General features: G+C 36.3%; 13 protein-coding genes, 1 tRNA gene and 1 pseudogene. 9 read left to right on the forward strand and 6 right to left on the reverse strand.

Annotated elements, in window-relative coordinates; all coding sequences use genetic code 11:
• Window positions 1-3: 3 nt before the first annotated feature.
• Window positions 4-681, forward strand: coding sequence for a methyltransferase domain-containing protein (locus IPK91_00320; protein MBK8295745.1), 678 nt, complete (start codon window positions 4-6; stop codon window positions 679-681).
• Here IPK91_00320 and IPK91_00325 read toward each other — a convergent pair whose 3' ends face one another.
• Complete coding sequence (locus IPK91_00325) at window positions 682-1,950, reverse strand: adenylosuccinate synthase (GenBank protein MBK8295746.1); 1,269 nt, start codon at window positions 1,948-1,950, stop codon at window positions 682-684. It lies immediately after the preceding gene.
• A gap of 133 nt (window positions 1,951-2,083) precedes the next feature.
• Window positions 2,084-4,318 (reverse strand): bifunctional (p)ppGpp synthetase/guanosine-3',5'-bis(diphosphate) 3'-pyrophosphohydrolase, encoded by a 2,235-nt coding sequence (locus tag IPK91_00330; GenBank protein ID MBK8295747.1) that lies wholly within the window; start codon window positions 4,316-4,318, stop codon window positions 2,084-2,086.
• 170 nt (window positions 4,319-4,488) lie between these two features.
• Here IPK91_00330 and IPK91_00335 point away from each other — a divergent pair.
• The 6 genes and pseudogenes from IPK91_00335 to IPK91_00360 all read left to right on the forward strand — a co-directional run bounded on the left by IPK91_00335 (window position 4,489) and on the right by IPK91_00360 (window position 9,529).
• Window positions 4,489-4,570 (forward strand) — tRNA-Leu (locus tag IPK91_00335).
• A gap of 66 nt (window positions 4,571-4,636) precedes the next feature.
• Window positions 4,637-6,010 carry a hypothetical protein gene (locus IPK91_00340; GenBank protein MBK8295748.1) on the forward strand — a complete coding sequence of 458 codons (1,374 nt, stop codon included), beginning with the start codon at window positions 4,637-4,639 and terminating at the stop codon, window positions 6,008-6,010.
• Between the two features lie 17 nt (window positions 6,011-6,027).
• Window positions 6,028-6,713: pseudogene (locus IPK91_00345) on the forward strand (ATP-dependent Clp protease proteolytic subunit).
• Between the two features lie 5 nt (window positions 6,714-6,718).
• Window positions 6,719-7,972 (forward strand): ATP-dependent Clp protease ATP-binding subunit ClpX, encoded by a 1,254-nt coding sequence (clpX, locus tag IPK91_00350; GenBank protein ID MBK8295749.1) that lies wholly within the window; start codon window positions 6,719-6,721, stop codon window positions 7,970-7,972.
• 162 nt (window positions 7,973-8,134) lie between these two features.
• Entirely contained in the window at window positions 8,135-8,491 is a 357-nt protein-coding gene (locus IPK91_00355; protein MBK8295750.1) for a DoxX family protein, read from the forward strand.
• Between the two features lie 258 nt (window positions 8,492-8,749).
• On the forward strand, window positions 8,750-9,529 hold the full coding sequence (locus IPK91_00360) for a tRNA pseudouridine synthase A (GenBank protein MBK8295751.1): 780 nt from the start codon (window positions 8,750-8,752) through the stop codon (window positions 9,527-9,529).
• On the opposite strand, the gene IPK91_00365 is transcribed toward IPK91_00360, so the two are convergent.
• Together IPK91_00365 and IPK91_00370 are read right to left on the reverse strand one after the other, a co-directional pair.
• A complete protein-coding gene (locus IPK91_00365; GenBank protein ID MBK8295752.1) occupies window positions 9,503-10,789 on the reverse strand; it encodes a serine hydroxymethyltransferase in 1,287 nt (428 codons plus the stop codon). The two genes, IPK91_00360 and IPK91_00365, sit on opposite strands and share 27 nt — an antisense overlap.
• A gap of 203 nt (window positions 10,790-10,992) precedes the next feature.
• Window positions 10,993-12,204: an HD domain-containing protein gene (locus IPK91_00370; protein MBK8295753.1), complete on the reverse strand. Its 1,212-nt coding sequence runs from the start codon at window positions 12,202-12,204 to the stop codon at window positions 10,993-10,995.
• 57 nt (window positions 12,205-12,261) lie between these two features.
• Between IPK91_00370 and IPK91_00375 the strand changes: the two genes are divergently transcribed.
• Entirely contained in the window at window positions 12,262-13,827 is a 1,566-nt protein-coding gene (locus IPK91_00375) for a PglZ domain-containing protein (protein ID MBK8295754.1), read from the forward strand.
• Between the two features lie 45 nt (window positions 13,828-13,872).
• Here IPK91_00375 and IPK91_00380 read toward each other — a convergent pair whose 3' ends face one another.
• On the reverse strand, window positions 13,873-14,307 hold the full coding sequence (locus IPK91_00380; protein ID MBK8295755.1) for a hypothetical protein: 435 nt from the start codon (window positions 14,305-14,307) through the stop codon (window positions 13,873-13,875).
• Window positions 14,304-15,131 carry a twin-arginine translocase subunit TatC gene (tatC, locus tag IPK91_00385; GenBank protein ID MBK8295756.1) on the reverse strand — a complete coding sequence of 276 codons (828 nt, stop codon included), beginning with the start codon at window positions 15,129-15,131 and terminating at the stop codon, window positions 14,304-14,306. Before tatC ends, IPK91_00380 begins: the two co-directional genes overlap by 4 nt.
• Before the next feature lie 108 nt (window positions 15,132-15,239).
• On the opposite strand from tatC, the gene IPK91_00390 reads away from it, so the two are divergent.
• Window positions 15,240-16,424 carry a gliding motility-associated C-terminal domain-containing protein gene (locus IPK91_00390; GenBank protein MBK8295757.1) on the forward strand — a complete coding sequence of 395 codons (1,185 nt, stop codon included), beginning with the start codon at window positions 15,240-15,242 and terminating at the stop codon, window positions 16,422-16,424.
• The last annotated feature ends 29 nt before the right edge of the window (window positions 16,425-16,453 follow it).

Genomic DNA, 16,453 nt, shown 5'->3' on the forward strand with positions numbered 1-16,453 from the left:
CACATGAAATATATTTTCGGAGTTTGCTGCTTGGTTTATTTAATGCAGTGTACAAATCCTCCAAAGCATTTGCCCTACGAAAAGCTTAAAAATAGTTCAGATAGCATCGCTATCGGTGATTCCGAATCAAATGATGAAGATATTCGGGATCGTACCATATGGCAAAAGCCCTATGATGTTATTCATATGTTGGGATCTCTGGAAGGAAAAACAGTGGCAGATATTGGAGCCGGTAGTGGGTATTTTTCATTTCGATTTATTTATGAAGCCGCACACGTTATAGCGATAGACATTGAACCTGAATTAATTCAACTCATGGATCAGGAAATTAAATTTTACAAGCAGGACTTACAAGATAAAATTGAAGCGCGTTTGGCTACACCCAATGACCCAAAATTACAACCAGCCGAAGCCGATATCGTTTTTATGTCAAATACGTATACGTATTTGCCCAATCGGGTAAATTATCTTAAAGACTTAAAATCTAAATTTAAACCAGGTGGAAAAATAATGATAATTGATTTTAAAAAGAAGTTAAGTCCGATAGGTCCGGCTCAAAAAAACAGACTGGCACAATCTGAAGTGGAACAAAATTTATTGGATGCAGGGTATCGTTTGTTGGTTTCAGATGATCGTAAATTAGAATACCAGTACATCATTATAGCAGAACCAAAACCCTGATTAAAAACAAATCAACTCATCTCTTCCCGGTCCGGTAGACAAATACGATAAGGGGATACCGGTTTTTGATTCAAGGATATTGATAAAGTCGGTAACTGGTTTTGGCAGTTGATTGGGTATTTTACAATGTTCAAGATTTTGCAACCAACCGGGTACACTAGAGGTATTAACATTTTTTATTTGCTGCAAATCAAATGGCCATTCAAGGGTGGTTTGATTGGTATCTAATGTATAGGAATCAACCCACTTGATTTCTTCAAATGAATTCAAGACATCCAGTTTCGTTATGCATAAATCACTGACTCCATTTATCATGCAACTGTAATGCAACTGGACTAAATCAAGCCAACCACATCTCCTGGGTCTTCCGGTGGTAGATCCAAATTCGTTGCCTTCTTTTCTCAATCGCTCACCGGTCTCATCTAGTAATTCTGAAGGAAAAGGTCCTGAACCCACTCGGGTGCAATAGGCTTTCGCAATGCCGATGATTTTTCGAATGCTTTTTGGTGCAATGCCTAAACCGGTACAAATTCCAGCAGCGATGGTATTGGATGAAGTGACATACGGATAGGTACCAAAATCAACATCTAACATAGTGCCCTGTGCACCTTCAGCCAGAACATTTGCTTGTTTATTTAATAGTTGGTTTACCCAAAATTCACCGGCACACAATTGAAGTGTTCGGATTTGATCAAGGGATTCAAACCATTTTGTTTCTTCAGCCTCAATTGGGAATTCAGTTTCTGGGAATAATTTTAGAAATTGTAAATGCTTTTCTTTTAAGTTGTAATAATCTTGTTTAAAACCAGGTGACAAAAGATCGCCAATTCGCAAACCATTTCTGCCGGTCTTATCCATGTAACAGGGTCCGATGCCTCTCAGCGTAGAGCCAATTTTATTTTTGCCTTTCGAAACTTCTGACGCAAGATCAATCCAACGATGTGTTGGAAGTATCAGATGCGCCTTTTGTGAAATGTACAAGCGATCGGTTAAATCCGGTATCTCCTGATTTAACATATCCAATTCTTTAACCAGGGTAGTTGGATCTATGACCACCCCATTGCCTATAAGATTTAAGGTATTGGTCCTGAAAACTCCGGAAGGAAGGGTATGAAGTACAAATTTCTTTCCATGAATCCACAATGTATGACCTGCATTTGGACCACCCTGAAAACGACAGACTGCCTGATATTTATCAGCCAGAAAGTCAACGATTTTACCTTTTCCTTCGTCTCCCCATTGTAATCCTAAAATGGCATCTACAGGCATTTTATAAGCGTATTGATTTGCTGCGAAGGTAAATATTTAGATTATAAAAAAACAAATATGTTTTTAAATCGATCTGGATTCAGATGAATTTACAACAGGGGAAATGAAATTGTAGGTATTGAAAACCAATTGGTTAATGATCTACACGGTGAACGCTGGAAATTCCTTCCAACTGGGATAAGGCCGTAATTATATAATTTAAATGGGTTCGATTATTTACGGTTAATCCAATTTTTCCTTCAAAAGTTCCTTGGTGGCCTTTGATGCTAAAGCTGGTAATATTGACGCCCAATTTAGTTGAAATATGATGGGAAAGTCTTTCGATGACACCGGGTCCGTCATCGATTCCAATAATTAATAATTCAGCATTAAAGGTTTCTTCCAATTTATCTGACCATTCTGCTTTCAAAATACGATAACCGTGATTGACCATAAGATGTTCGGCATTTGGACAATTGGATCGGTGAATTCGCAAGCCACTATTCGTAGTGACATATGCAAATATTTCATCACCATGCAAAGGATTGCAACAATGCGCCAAGGTGTAATGATACTGTCGGGCATTTTCTCCATTTACTAAAATACCTACATTTTGTTTCGCTGCAGCGGGTCCTGATTTAGCAACCGGTTCTTTATCTTCTACCGGTTCCGGTTTGATTTCTATAAGACGCCCTTTGTCAATGTGAAATGTTTTAAGGCTTTCTGTTACATCCAGTCGTTCTTCCCCAATCGCACAATACAAATCAAAGCGTGTTTTAAAATTAAATGTCTTTGCTAGTAAATCTAAATTCTCATCTAACAATAATTTTCCATTTTTAAATTTACGTTCGAGAATTTCCTTGCCCATATCAGCAGCCTTTCTCTTTTCTTCTTTCAATGCAGTACGAATGCGTGATCTGGCTTTGCCAGTCACTACCAATTGGATCCAGTCTTCAGTTGGCTTTTGATTTTTATTGGTAAGAATTTGAACCTGATCCCCACTTTCCAAGGCTTGCCCCATTGGAACCAATTTATTATTTACTTTAAAAGCACTTGCATGATATCCAATATCCGTGTGAATTGAAAAAGCAAAATCCAATACAGTGGCTCCTTTAGGCAACACTTTCATATCACCATTTGGGGTATAGATATACACTTCTTCCCCATATAAGTTTGCTTTAAAGTCATTTAAAAATTCAATGGCATCATTATGAGGTGTTTCCAAAACATCCCGAACGCTGTCAAACCAATGATCATAAACACTTTGAAGACTATTGACTTCTTTGTATTTCCAATGGGCTGCAAATCCTTTTTCAGCAATCTCATCCATTCGTTTAGATCGGATTTGAACTTCAACATACCGACCCCCTGGACCAATTACTGTGGTATGTAATGATTCATATCCATTAGACTTTGGTGTGGTAATCCAATCCTTTAAACGTTCCGGAATCGGACGATGGACATCAGTAACAATACTATAAAATAACCAACAGGCCGATTTTTCTTTTTCAGGCGGTACGTCTAAAACAATCCTGACCGCAAACAAATCATAGATTTCTTCAAAAGCAACTTTTTTTGTTTTGATTTTATTTGAAATGGATGAAATGGTTTTCGGTCGTCCAAATATTTTATAATTTAAATGCAGTTTATCTAATTCAACTTTAAGGGGCTTGATAAAATCGTTGATAAATTTATTCCGATCCTTTTGAGTTTGTTTTAGTTTATTGTTGATTTCATGAAACAATTCTGGCTCAGTAATTTTCAAACACAAATCCATGAATTCGGATTTTAAATTATAGAGACCCAATCGATGTGCTAAAGGCGCATAGATATAACTAGTTTCAGCAGCAATTTTTAATTGTTTATGCCGGGGCATAATGTCTATGGTGCGAAGATTATGAAGCCTGTCGGCCATTTTGATCAACACGACCCGGACATCTTCAACCAGAGTAGATAAAACCTTTTTGAAATTTTCAGCTTGAGGACTTTCTACATTGTATAAACCATCTAATTTGGTTAGTCCGTCAACAATTTTGGTGATTTTAGGCCCGAATTTGTGTTCAACATCACTTAATTCAACAGGGGTGTCTTCAACCGTATCGTGTAAAAGTGCTGCAATGACTGCTGTAGGCCCAAGTCCCATTTCTTCATAACAAATTCGGGCAACTTCCAAGGGATGGGTAATATAAGGTTCTCCGGATTTGCGCCTTTGATTGCCATGGGCATTTAAAGCAAATTCAAAAGCATCGCGGATTTGATTTTTGTCTTCAGCTGCGATTTCGCTATGACTTATTGCACGCAATAAACGACGATAGGCTGCGCGGATCAAGCGTTGATCTTTTTCTTTTTGTAATTGTACCTGAAGGTCTAATGTTTCCGCAGCTTCCATATCAGAATGACAAAGCTAAATGAAAAATGTTGATTTTTACAAGCTTCAGTCACTTTTTTCATACTACTTTATTTGTTATTAGAGGGTAACGTATTAAATAAATAATATATATGAATCTAAAAGGAAAGATTTTCAGATTTGCTCTGATTGATTAACTTTGCCGGGCTTTTGCGGGCGTGGTGAAACTGGCAGACACGCCAGACTTAGGATCTGGTGCCGAAAGGTGTGTGGGTTCGACTCCCTCCGCCCGCACTCTTTAAAACCATAAGGGATACTTTCTTGTTATTTACCCGATTTTCATAATTTCTCAATTGATTCATGAATACACGTTTCGAACCGATATCTGAACATCACGGCTATTTGAATATTACTTTAGATCAAGCTGATTATATGCCTCAGTTTGATGAAGAATTAAAAAAAATTAAAAAGAATGCCAGTATTAAAGGCTTCCGCCAAGGAGCTGCTCCCGATAGTATGTTGCGAAAATTATACGGAGATGGTATCAAAGGGGATTTGCTACAAAAGAAATTGAACGCAATAATTGAAAATTACCAGAAGGATCAACAACTCCGATTTCTAGGGGACTTAATTCCTGTGCCCGCTGAGGCAGAAAATCTTCAAAATGAATCGATAGAATTTAAGTTTGAAGTTGGGATCGCTCCCAAACCGCTGCTTGAGCAAATGTTGGATGGATTTTCAATTCAAAAATTTAAAGTTGAAATTCCGGAGGAACGCATCACAGAAGAAGTGGATCACATGCGCAATCGTTTTGGTGAATCAACTGAAACGGAAGAGCCCATCATCAAAGAAGATTTTGTTGAGATTGAGGCTTATGAAATGGAAAACGGATCCTTAAAAGAAGCTGGTTGGAAAACAGAGTTCCCGGTATCATTGGGAGAGCACATGCATGAGTCTTTTTTTGAAAAAGTGGCAGGCTTAAAAAAATCAGATTCTTTTGTTTTTAATATGGATGAGGTTGAGAAAAATCTTACTCAAGACGATATTAAAAAGTATTTATTAAAAATTAATCCAGACGCTGCAGAAACACCCGGAAATACATTTGAAGGTAAAATATTAAAAGTGATGCGTAAGCAGGCTGCTACGCTTTCAGAGGAATTTTACAAAAAAGCATTTGGACCTCAGTCCGAAGTCAACAGTGAAGAAGAATTGCGTGCGAATATCAGAACCAATTTGCAGTCTTATTTTGATGTAGAATGTATCAAGTTGTTGGATATAGAACTCGTAAAGCACATGGTAAAGCGCGCAGCGCTGAATCTACCAGAAGCTTTTTTAATTAAATGGTTGCAGCAATCCTATGAAGAGTGGCGTAGCAAAGAAGGCCACGAACTTGAACATTCCATGTTGCATTTTAAAGAAGGGATGGCCTGGAATCTCATTCGTGATCAAATCATTGTTGACCACCATATCGAAGTGCAAGTCACTGATATCATTGATTTGGTGATTAGTGAAATGAAAAATCAATATCCTGGAGTTCAATTGCCAGATGAATCATGGCAAGAACTTGCAAAAAGAACCTTAGGCAATAAGGAAAAGGCAACTCAGTATTATGTAGAGGAGCAAAATCGCAAAGCACTGGAATGGATTAAACAACAAATCCAAATTCAAGAAGAATCTATTTCATTAGATCAATTCAGAGACAAGGTTAAAGCGTTAAATGAACACCACCACTAAATTTTAAAACAAGCGTTATGTTTTCAAAAGATGAATTTAAAAAATATGCTACCAAACATCTTGGTATGGCATCTTTGCATTTAGATAAATACATGGAGCAGTCTGTTCCAAACATTAAAGGATTTACTCCGACTGTGATCGAGGAAAGACAAATGAATGTTGTTGGCATGGATGTATTTAGTCGTCTGATGATGGACCGAATCATTTTTATGGGGGTACCTGTAAACGATTATGTAGCGAATGTCATCCAGGCGCAGTTGTTGTTTTTAGATTCTGCTGATCCTAAAAGAGACATACAGATGTATATTAACAGTCCGGGCGGATCTGTTATTGATGGCCTTGGGATTTATGACACCATGCAATATGTGAACCCAGATGTTGCCACTATTTGTACCGGATTGGCTGCTTCTATGGGTGCCGTATTGCTGGCAGCAGGTACTAAAGGAAAGCGCACATGCTTAAAGCATAGCAGGGTGATGATACACCAACCTTCAGGAGGTATGCAGGGTCAATTTAGTGATATGGAAATTTCCTATCAATTAATTAAGACCATGAAAAAGAACTTTATGAAATTCTGGCATATCATACGGAACAACCGTATGAGAAAATCGAACAGGATTGTGACCGGGATAATTGGATGGTAGCCAATGAAGCCAAGGAATATGGACTTGTGGATGAAGTTTTAGTAAGAAATCGTAAGTAATCACCATGGCCAAAAAAAGGTCTGATAATTTACAGGATGAAACCTGTGTTTTTTGTGGTAAAAACCAATCTGAAGTTGGAATTTTAGTGCAAGGTGAAAATGCATCCATTTGTGATGTTTGTATTTTTCATGCGCATCAAATCGTTGAAGAAGAACTTTTGAAAGGGGGTCCTAAAAAACCAAAAGCTAAGGCATTTCAATTGCCGGAGCATTTTTCTCCAAAGTTTATTAAGAATTATCTGGACCTCTATGTTGTTGGACAAGATGAGGCAAAAAAAACCTTGTCGGTTGCTGTGTACAACCATTATAAGCGCCTGACTGAATCCAAAGACAATGAAGTTGAAATTGAAAAATCGAATGTCTTGTTTATTGGTCCAACCGGAACTGGGAAAACCCTGATGGCAAAATCACTAGCCAAGCTATTGGATGTCCCTTTTGCAATTGTCGATGCCACATCATTTACTGAAGCTGGCTATGTGGGTGAGGATGTGGAAGGAATGTTGAGCCGCCTGCTACAGTCATGTGATTATGATATTTTTCAGGCAGAAAAAGGAATCATTTACATTGATGAAATGGATAAGATTTCACGACGTTCTGAAAATCCATCCTTAACGAAGGATGTTGGGGGAGAAGGAGTCCAACAAGCAATGCTAAAAATTATTGAAGGCGCTGACGTCAATGTGCCACCAGCTGGAGGCCGCAAACACCCAGAGCAACAATTTTTGAAATTAAATACACAGAATATTTTATTTATCTGTGGAGGTGCATTTGACAGCCTTGAAAAAATAATAGCAAAACGATTAAATACGCACGTAATCGGTTATTCTCAAGCATCAGAGCGAGTGGATGCATCGGAAGAGAGTTTGATAAAGTATGTTAGCCATCAAGATCTTAAAAAGTTTGGTTTAATTCCTGAATTATTGGGTCGATTACCGGTTTTGGCATATTTAGAATCCTTGTCAAAAGAATCTTTGATGGAAATTTTGACTTTGCCCAAAAATGCAATTATCAAACAATACCAGAAATTGTTTGCGATGGATAATATTCAATTGGAATTTAAAAAAGAAGCGGTATCCACCATTGCCGAATTGGCCTTTGAGAATAAGTTAGGTGCTAGAGGATTGCGTTCGATTTGTGAATCTGTATTGAAAGAAGCTATGTTTGAAACCGATCGTGACAAAGCGAATCGAAAAATTACCATCGACAAAGCCTACGTCCTTAAAAGGATTGATAATCAATTGATTAAAAAAACAGCCTAACTCTAAATTCTTCAAATTTTATTATTTCCCTAATTTTTATCTGTCTAATAACAGATAGGACTTATTTAATATGAATTATTTTCATATATGAAAAATATGAATTTGATTAAATTGCTTTATATTGCAACAAATTAATTTATTAACCTTCAAAACTCAACGAACATGAATGCATTTATTGGAATTGGTAAGTACCTATTTGCTTTACCCATTGCTGTTTTTGGAATTAATCATTTCTTATATGCCGATTTGATGGCTGGATTGCCACCATTTGGAGGACTGATAATGGTTTATTTGGTAGGAGCTTGTTTAATTGCATTTGCAGTTAGTGTGTTTATTGGCAAATATGATAAATTGGCAGCAGTTTGTTTAGCAGTACTCATGATCGTATTTGTATTAATGATTCATAGGGGTGCAGCAATGAGCGGTGATATGGGTAATTTCTTAAAAGATTTAGCCATCGCCGGAGGTGCATTGATGTATGCTGGGGGCTATGCAAAGGACAATAGCATTATTGGATAAAAGTTTTTAATTTATAATTGAAAGGCCGGAGATTCCGGCCTTTTTTGTTATTCGTATTTTTTAACCCGGTTTATTCTTTAGCTTTTGTATTGAGATTTAAAAGTCCAATAGAATCAAGTTCTCACAAATTATTTTAACCGCATGTTAGTAATTAGTATGTTGAGGATAAAAACAGGCGTATAGTTTGTGTTTGAAGGAATTTTGGCTGGAATAGAAAGTTAAAGAAAAATCTGGGTTTAACTGTATGTTTGATGACTGATGCGAATTGTATTAAAATTATCATACCGGGGGGATCATTATTTTGGATGGCAAATTCAAGCTGGGCAAATTACAGTGCAACAATTGCTTCAGGAAAAAATTAAAGTATTAACAGGTGCAGAGATTGCAATAACGGGATGTGGGAGAACCGACACCGGGGTGCATGCCCGAAATTATTTTGCCCACTTTGATTTAGAGGATGAACTTGTATCTAAACTTAAAATTCGATCTCTTAATGCTATTTTACCAGAAGATATTGCAGTGCAAAATATATTTCAAACAACCGATGATTTTCACGCACGGTTTGATGCAATCTCAAGAAGCTATGTGTATCGTCTGCAATTAGTAAAAGATCCGTTTCAATTAGCTGAATGTTATTTTTTTAAAGAATGCACAGAATTAAATATAAACAAGCTTCAAGAGGCGGCTGAAATAATTTCAACACTTACCGAATTTAGTTCGTTTGCAAAAACAGGAAGTAATTTGATTACTTTTCCTTGTACTATCATGGAAAGTTATTGGTCCAATCCATTTCCTGCATATTATGAATATCATATTAAAGCAAACCGTTTTGTAAGAGGCATGGTCCGATTAATTGTAGGGATGTCTATCAATTTGGCACTTGATAAAATAACCAAAGATGTAATTCTAAAGGATATAAACTTGAAAAAGCAAATCAGCAAATCATATAGCATTGCTGCCAAAGGTTTGTGCCTTGAACACATTGAATATGCTCCTGAAAAATTAAATCAATTAGTTGATTTGGATTTCCGGATATAAAGGAAAGCGCTCCATGAATTTGTTGATTTCAGTCCGAATATCTTGAATTTTAATTTCATTATTCTTGTTTGAAATCAAATCATTGATCCAACGAGCCGTTTGCTCAAAATCAGTTTCTTTAAATCCTCGTGTGGTCAATGCAGCTGTTCCCAGTCGTATTCCGGATGTAATCATTGGTGAAGCCGGATCATTGGGTATCATGTTTTTATTAGTAGTAATGTCTGCTCGAATCAATAATTGTTCAGCTTCTTTACCTGTAATTTGTTTGCTTTGAAGATCCACTAAAAATAAATGATTGTCAGTACCGTCAGATACAATTTTAAAGCCATTAGATTTCATAGCATCGGAAAAGGCTTTTGAATTGCGTATTACTTGTTGGGTGTAGCTCATGTAATCAGTAGTCATTGCTTCTCTGAAAGCAACTGCTTTAGAAGCAATAACATGCTCTAAAGGACCGCCTTGGATGCCTGGAAAAACAGCACTGTTTAATAATTGGGACATGGGGATCAAGTTGCCTTTTTTGTCTTTTTTGCCAATTGGGTTTTCAAAATCCGAACCCATCATTATAATGCCTCCTCGAGGACCGCGAAGGGTCTTGTGAGTTGTTGATGTAATAATATGGCAGTAGGGGATTGGATCGTTTAACTGTTTAGTTGCAATCAATCCTGCGGGATGCGCAATGTCTGCCATAAGCGTAGCGCCACTTGCATCCGCGATTTCCCGGAATCGTTTATAATCCCAATCTCTGGAATAGGCAGATGCACCACAAATTAATAATTTTGGTTTGTGTTCAATGGCTTTTTGATAAACGGATTCCATATCAATTCTTCCAGTATCCGGATGCAAACCATAGGATACGACTTTAAAATATTTTCCACTAAAATTGACAGGTGAACCATGAGTTAAATGGCCGCCATGCGCCAGGTCTAGTCCCATAAGGGTATCTCCTGGTTTTAATAAACTCAATTGAACAGCCATATTTGCTTGTGCACCAGAATGGGGTTGCACATTAGCATATTGGGCTCCAAACAATTTACACAGGGATTCAATGGCAAGGTTTTCAATTTCATCAATAACTTCACAGCCACCATAATATCTTTTACCGGGATATCCTTCAGCATATTTATTATTAAGCCAGGTGCCAATGCTTTTGATAACATCCAGACTAGCAAAATTTTCGGATGCGATTAATTCTAATCCCCTTCGTTGTCGATTTAATTCTTTATTGAGGAGGGCGTTTACAAGTTTATCCTGAATCATGCGCTATTAATTTAGAAGGTGAAGGTAAGTGAATTTAAGATTATTCAAAAAATTCAAGCTAAATCTTAAGTAAATTGGATGGGCAATAAAATCAATTAATTCTGTTGCAATGAGTTTATATCAACAATACTCGATTCATCTAAGTTTTGAAAAGTAAAGACTTCCTATATAGATAGCGTAACAAACAACTCAAGCCTTAATAATTAAATTTCCTTTGGAATGCCAATGAAGAATTTTAACTCCTTGATCGTAAAGTGTTCTAAGGATATCGCTTCTGAAAGTTTTATGATGCCAGAGGATTTTGTTTGTATCATGATTTCATCCTCATTTAAATTGTATGCTTGAAATTCAGAATAATTTTCTTGAACCAACATGGAAGAATCATTCTGTGATATAGCAAGTGTATTTTCAGTTTGCTTTCGATACCCTTGCAATACATCTTGTGAAAAATTAAGTTTATTATAAATAAGTTTAAAAAACTTACGACTTAATAAACAATTTGCAAGGTAGGATATTAAATGATCCTTTGAACGGCTGCAGGTTTTTAAAAGCATTTCGATATCATTATCATCAATTTTTTGAAATGCACGAAGTAGGGAATTGGGATCCTTTTTTGCTGTATTTTGTAAATTGCCAAATAAGAAATAATGCAAGCTTTCAGGTGCTGATGGGAGATTGGCTGTTTCAAGCTTACACATACTTAACAAAACTTCAAGCATGTGTTCTGCCATCAGGGATGTTTTATGCATATACACTTGCCAGTACATAAGCCTTCTCGCTGATAAATAACTTTCAATAGACAAAACAGCCTTTTCTTCAAAAACAAGTCTGTCGTGATCAATTCCCATCATATTGAGAATGCGATCATAACCGATAGTTCCTTCAACAACACCGGTAAAAAAACTGTCTCGGTTAAGGTAATCCATACGATCCACATCCAGTTGACTGGATACCAATTGGCAAAGGAATTGCCTGTGATATTTTTTTTGAAATATTTGGATTGCAAGATTCAGGGCCCCATTAAATTCCTCATTAAGATTGTTCATAATCAGGAGCGTGAGGTTTTCATGATCTACAGGAACCAAACTGTGTTCTAATACATGAGAAAATGGACCATGACCAACATCATGCAATAAAATGGCTATTTGAGCAGCTTCAAATTCTTCTGCACTGATTGGATACCCTTTAAGTTTTAAGGTTTCAAGGGATTTAGTCATAAGATGAAATGCACCCAATGCATGCTGAAAACGGGTATGTACGGCTCCTGGATAAACAAAATGACTCAATCCGAGTTGTTTTATACGGCGCAATCGTTGAAACCAAGGATGGTCCATTAAATCAGTTAGAATTCCTTTCGGAACCATAATAAATCCATAAATCGGATCATTTATTATTTTGACAGGGCTCGTTGGCATGGATTTGAATACTATCTTTTCAGTTTGAATCGTTTCCTCTTAAAGGCCATCAAATTTATGGATAAAATAAGGATACTTTGGGCAGATGATGAAATAGATCTGTTAAAACCACAACTTTTTTTCCTTGAGAAAAAGGGTTACCATCTTACAACGACTACAAACGGGCATGATGTTCTTGATCTATTAGAGAAAGACCCTAAATCTGCTGACCTGATTTTTTTGGATGAAAGCATGCCTGGAATTACAGGTCTTGAAACATTGCATAGATTAAGACAAAGAGGGATCCAACAACCGGTTGTCATGGTGACGAAAAATGAGGCTGAAAATATTATGGAGGAGGCTATCGGTTCTGAAATAGCGGATTATTTGATAAAACCGGTAAATCCTAACCAATTAGTAATGACCATTAAAAAATTAATGGATAATAAACGATTGGTTTCTGAAAAAAATACTATGGATTACCAAATGGCATTCAGAGATCTATTTATGGAGATAAATGGCAATCCGGATTATAAAGCTTGGGTCGATATCTATAAAAAACTAATTCAGTGGGAATTAAAATTTGACCAAAATGCATCTGCCGAAATGCACGAAATATTAATCAATCAAAAAGCAGAGGCAAATACTGAATTTTCTAAATACATTATTAATAATTATCAAAAATGGTTTGAGAACCCAAACAAAGAACAGCCAAGTTGGTCACATCAATTAATGTTGAAAAAAGTATTTCCTTATCTTAAAGATGACATTCCTAGTATTTTTGTATTGTTAGATAATCTTCGGTTTGACCAATGGAAAGTGATAGAACCTGTGATTGCAGAGTTGTATTCCATTGAAGATGAAGATTTTTCATTTAGTATCTTGCCTACCACAACGCAATACAGCCGGAATGCTTTGTTTGCAGGTTTATTGCCATCTGAAATTGAAAAGCATTATCCAGATTGGTGGCTAAACGATAATGAAGAAGGAGGTAAAAATTTAAAAGAACCGGATTTATTTGCAAATCTGATAAAAAGGAGTCTTCAAAAGGATTTGAAATTCGAATATTTTAAAGTAACAAACGCTACGCACGGTAAAAATCTGGTTGATTCTGCACATAATTTATTGCAAAACAATCTTAGTTTGATCGTTTACAATTTCATCGATATGCTTTCTCATGCTCGTACTGAAATGGAAGTTCTTAAAGAATTGGCTTCAGATGAAAAAGCGTATCGATCTCTTACTAAAAGTTGGTTCATGCATTCTCCTCTTTGGGCAACCTTGCAAAAGCTTAGCCAACACAAGGTTCAATTATTTATTGCCACAGATCATGGAACCATTCGAGTAAAAGATCCATCAAAAGTGATTGCGGACCGTGAAACGACTACCAACTTGCGTTACAAAGTTGGTAAAAATCTCAATTATGAAAAGAAAGATGTTCTGGAAATAAAAGAACCAAATAAAGTTGGACTCCCACGTCCAAATTTATCTTCAACGTTTATTTTTGCTAAAGAAAATTTTTATTTTCTATATCCAAATAATTTTAATTACTATCAGAATTATTATCGAAACACATTTCAACATGGTGGCATTTCGATGGAAGAAATGATTTGTCCAGTTATTAGATTGGAATCAAAAGGATAAATTATAGGATTCTGCAATCCTGTAATTTTGGAATGCTGCATGGGTTCAATGCTGCGAGGGTTCAATTCGCGATTTAAAATAGTCAAACCTTTCCTGGTTACAAATAAAACGAATGTTTTTACCGAGGCTGCTCTTATAAGCAAGGCGTACTTTGACTCGGTACATCCCAATTAAATGAACTGTTGAAAAAGTATCGACCTGATCAAGTGGTAATTTAATTGTCTTAAAGTAGTTTGTTATATATATATGCGAATCATCCAATTCAACGCGTCTCAATTGAAATAAAAAATAATAGATACAAAATCCAAAAAATAAGTAAAAAGCAATAAACCCAAGTTTAATTGGCCTGGGATTGGAGAAAGGCAAATCTTCCGGATCCTGAAGTACAAAAAATAAACAAAGGCTTCCAAAAAATACAAACCAGAACACTGGAATAAATATGGATAATACCAAAGTGAATGAGGATGAGATTCGGATCATGTGAGCGGCTTGGGTTCCTTTGGGTAATTATATGCAGCAACATAAATACTCAATTCATATAAGATTAATAGAGGAAACGTAACTACAAGCATGGATGTAACATCTGGTGGAGTGATAATCGCTGCTACAATTGCAATGACTACAATGGCATGCCTTCGGTACATTCGCATAAATCCTGGCCCCATAATTCCAAGTTTGGAAAGAAAATATACAACAAGGGGTAACTCAAACACTAAACCAGTTGCCATCGTGTACATTGTCATCGAATCGACATATGAACTTAAACTGGCTGAACTTTCAACCAGATCACTGACATTATAGGATGCGAGAAATGCAATGGAAAAAGGGGCTAAAATGTAATATCCAAACAAGACTCCCAAAAGAAACAGAAAAGTGCACCAAAATATTACACCGGTAGTAGCTTTAACTTCTTTGTCGTACAAGCCTGGCTTAATAAAGCGCCAAAATTCCCAAAAGACCAGTGGGAATGCCAGGATCAAGCCAATAAAAAAACTAACCTTTAAATGAACAATCAATTGCTCACTCAATTCTCTTGTAAACAATTTAATGTTCTTGGGTGAAATACAGGTAAACTCTGATAAATTGCAAAAAAAGCGATACGTCACAAAATCTTCATGGACCGGGCCCAATACCACCGTATCAATTACAAAAGTTTTCTGAGTAAAAACGATTACAGCTGCGACACAGATGTAAGCGGCAGAACGAAATAAATGACCTCGTAAGGCATCAATATGATCCAGAAAACTCATTTCCTGGTCTGGGGGAGTGGTTCGTACCTTATTTTTGAAGAGTCTCGCTAACATAAATTAATCGAAGCGATGGCAAAACTACATATATTTTTATACCCACTTTTAGACCTTTTTCAAAAAACAAGGTTTATTCCCTTAAGGAATTCATAATTTTGAGTCTTTATGAATCGAATCCTAATTTTTATACTCTTTTTCCCTGTTTTGCTCCCTGCACAGCAAAAATTGAAATTTAGTTACTCGTTTGACCAATGCGCGTTAACAGAACTTTCACAACAGACCAATCCAGCAACGACGTCTAAAGCTCCAGTTTGTGTATGTGGACTTGAAAACGATGCATTGGAACTCAACAATCAAATCCTTACTTTGCCATTGCAGTCCGATACATTTTTTTACGGGGACTTCAGTTTGGGTTTTTCAATTGCCATTCAACCTGGAATTGGAAATTTTGATGTGTTGTCTAAAATGAAAAGCTGCAATGCAGATACCTCATTTATGATTGTTTATCAATCTAAAGATTCTTCGTTTGTTTGTTCGTTACAACAAGGTTTTGATAAATTTATTCAATTGGTTGGAAAAGCAGATGCGGGACAATGTTGGCAACAAATTGTACTAACTAGATCTGCCGGACAATTTCGCTTGTTTATAAATGGATCGTTGAAAGATGAGCAATCCTCCAATTTTATATTGAGATTAAATAACAATGTTCCAATTAGCTTTAATGGATCTCCTTGCAATTTTGCAGCTAAAATGAACGGTCTGTTGGATAATGTGTATTTGACCAACTACAGTCTGAATAGTTCTCAGGTATTAAATGCACAAATTCTTCAAGATCAAATTCTAACAGCAGACAGTTTAATTTTCGCTGGATCCTCTTTTAATATTCGTGCAGAAAGCGAATGTGCTTCCATCATACAGTGGACCCCTTCAAACGGATTAAGTTCCAGTTCAATCTTGAATCCATTGGCCAGCCCATTGCAAACAACCAAGTATTTTTTAAATGTCAAACATGGTTTCTGCACAGCAACAGACAGTGTTTTGATAAAAGTCATAGATACTTCCAAAATTGATTGTTCCCAGCTTCGATTGCCAACAGCGTTTTCACCTAATAATGATCAAATCAATGATGTGTTTTTTATTTCCAATAATTACATAATAGAAACACTTCATTACTTTGATATTATAGATAGAAATGGCTCACTGATGGTGCGCTATCAAGATCCCAAAAGCCAATGGGATGGAACCTGGAACGGCAAACAACTTACACCGGGTACCTATTATTATCGGATTTCCTATTCCTGTAAAGATGAAAACTACAAAGTCAAAGGAAGTTTTTTTCTATTAAAATAAATGCTCGAATTGTTAAGCCAAATGCTTGC

Source organism: Saprospiraceae bacterium, assembly GCA_016712145.1.
GTDB lineage: Bacteria > Bacteroidota > Bacteroidia > Chitinophagales > Saprospiraceae > Vicinibacter.

Bases quoted from the DNA above. Each gene is read 5' to 3' on its own strand.
- IPK91_00320 (MBK8295745.1), top strand. From the start codon at position 4: ATGAAATATATTTTCGGAGTTTGCTGCTTGGTTTATTTAATGCAGTGT.
- IPK91_00325 (MBK8295746.1), bottom strand. From the start codon at position 1,950: ATGCCTGTAGATGCCATTTTAGGATTACAATGGGGAGACGAAGGAAAA.
- IPK91_00330 (MBK8295747.1), bottom strand. From the start codon at position 4,318: ATGGAAGCTGCGGAAACATTAGACCTTCAGGTACAATTACAAAAAGAA.
- IPK91_00340 (MBK8295748.1), top strand. From the start codon at position 4,637: ATGAATACACGTTTCGAACCGATATCTGAACATCACGGCTATTTGAAT.
- clpX (MBK8295749.1), top strand. From the start codon at position 6,719: ATGGCCAAAAAAAGGTCTGATAATTTACAGGATGAAACCTGTGTTTTT.
- IPK91_00355 (MBK8295750.1), top strand. From the start codon at position 8,135: ATGAATGCATTTATTGGAATTGGTAAGTACCTATTTGCTTTACCCATT.
- IPK91_00360 (MBK8295751.1), top strand. From the start codon at position 8,750: ATGCGAATTGTATTAAAATTATCATACCGGGGGGATCATTATTTTGGA.
- IPK91_00365 (MBK8295752.1), bottom strand. From the start codon at position 10,789: ATGATTCAGGATAAACTTGTAAACGCCCTCCTCAATAAAGAATTAAAT.
- IPK91_00370 (MBK8295753.1), bottom strand. From the start codon at position 12,204: ATGCCAACGAGCCCTGTCAAAATAATAAATGATCCGATTTATGGATTT.
- IPK91_00375 (MBK8295754.1), top strand. From the start codon at position 12,262: ATGGATAAAATAAGGATACTTTGGGCAGATGATGAAATAGATCTGTTA.
- IPK91_00380 (MBK8295755.1), bottom strand. From the start codon at position 14,307: ATGATCCGAATCTCATCCTCATTCACTTTGGTATTATCCATATTTATT.
- tatC (MBK8295756.1), bottom strand. From the start codon at position 15,131: ATGTTAGCGAGACTCTTCAAAAATAAGGTACGAACCACTCCCCCAGAC.
- IPK91_00390 (MBK8295757.1), top strand. From the start codon at position 15,240: ATGAATCGAATCCTAATTTTTATACTCTTTTTCCCTGTTTTGCTCCCT.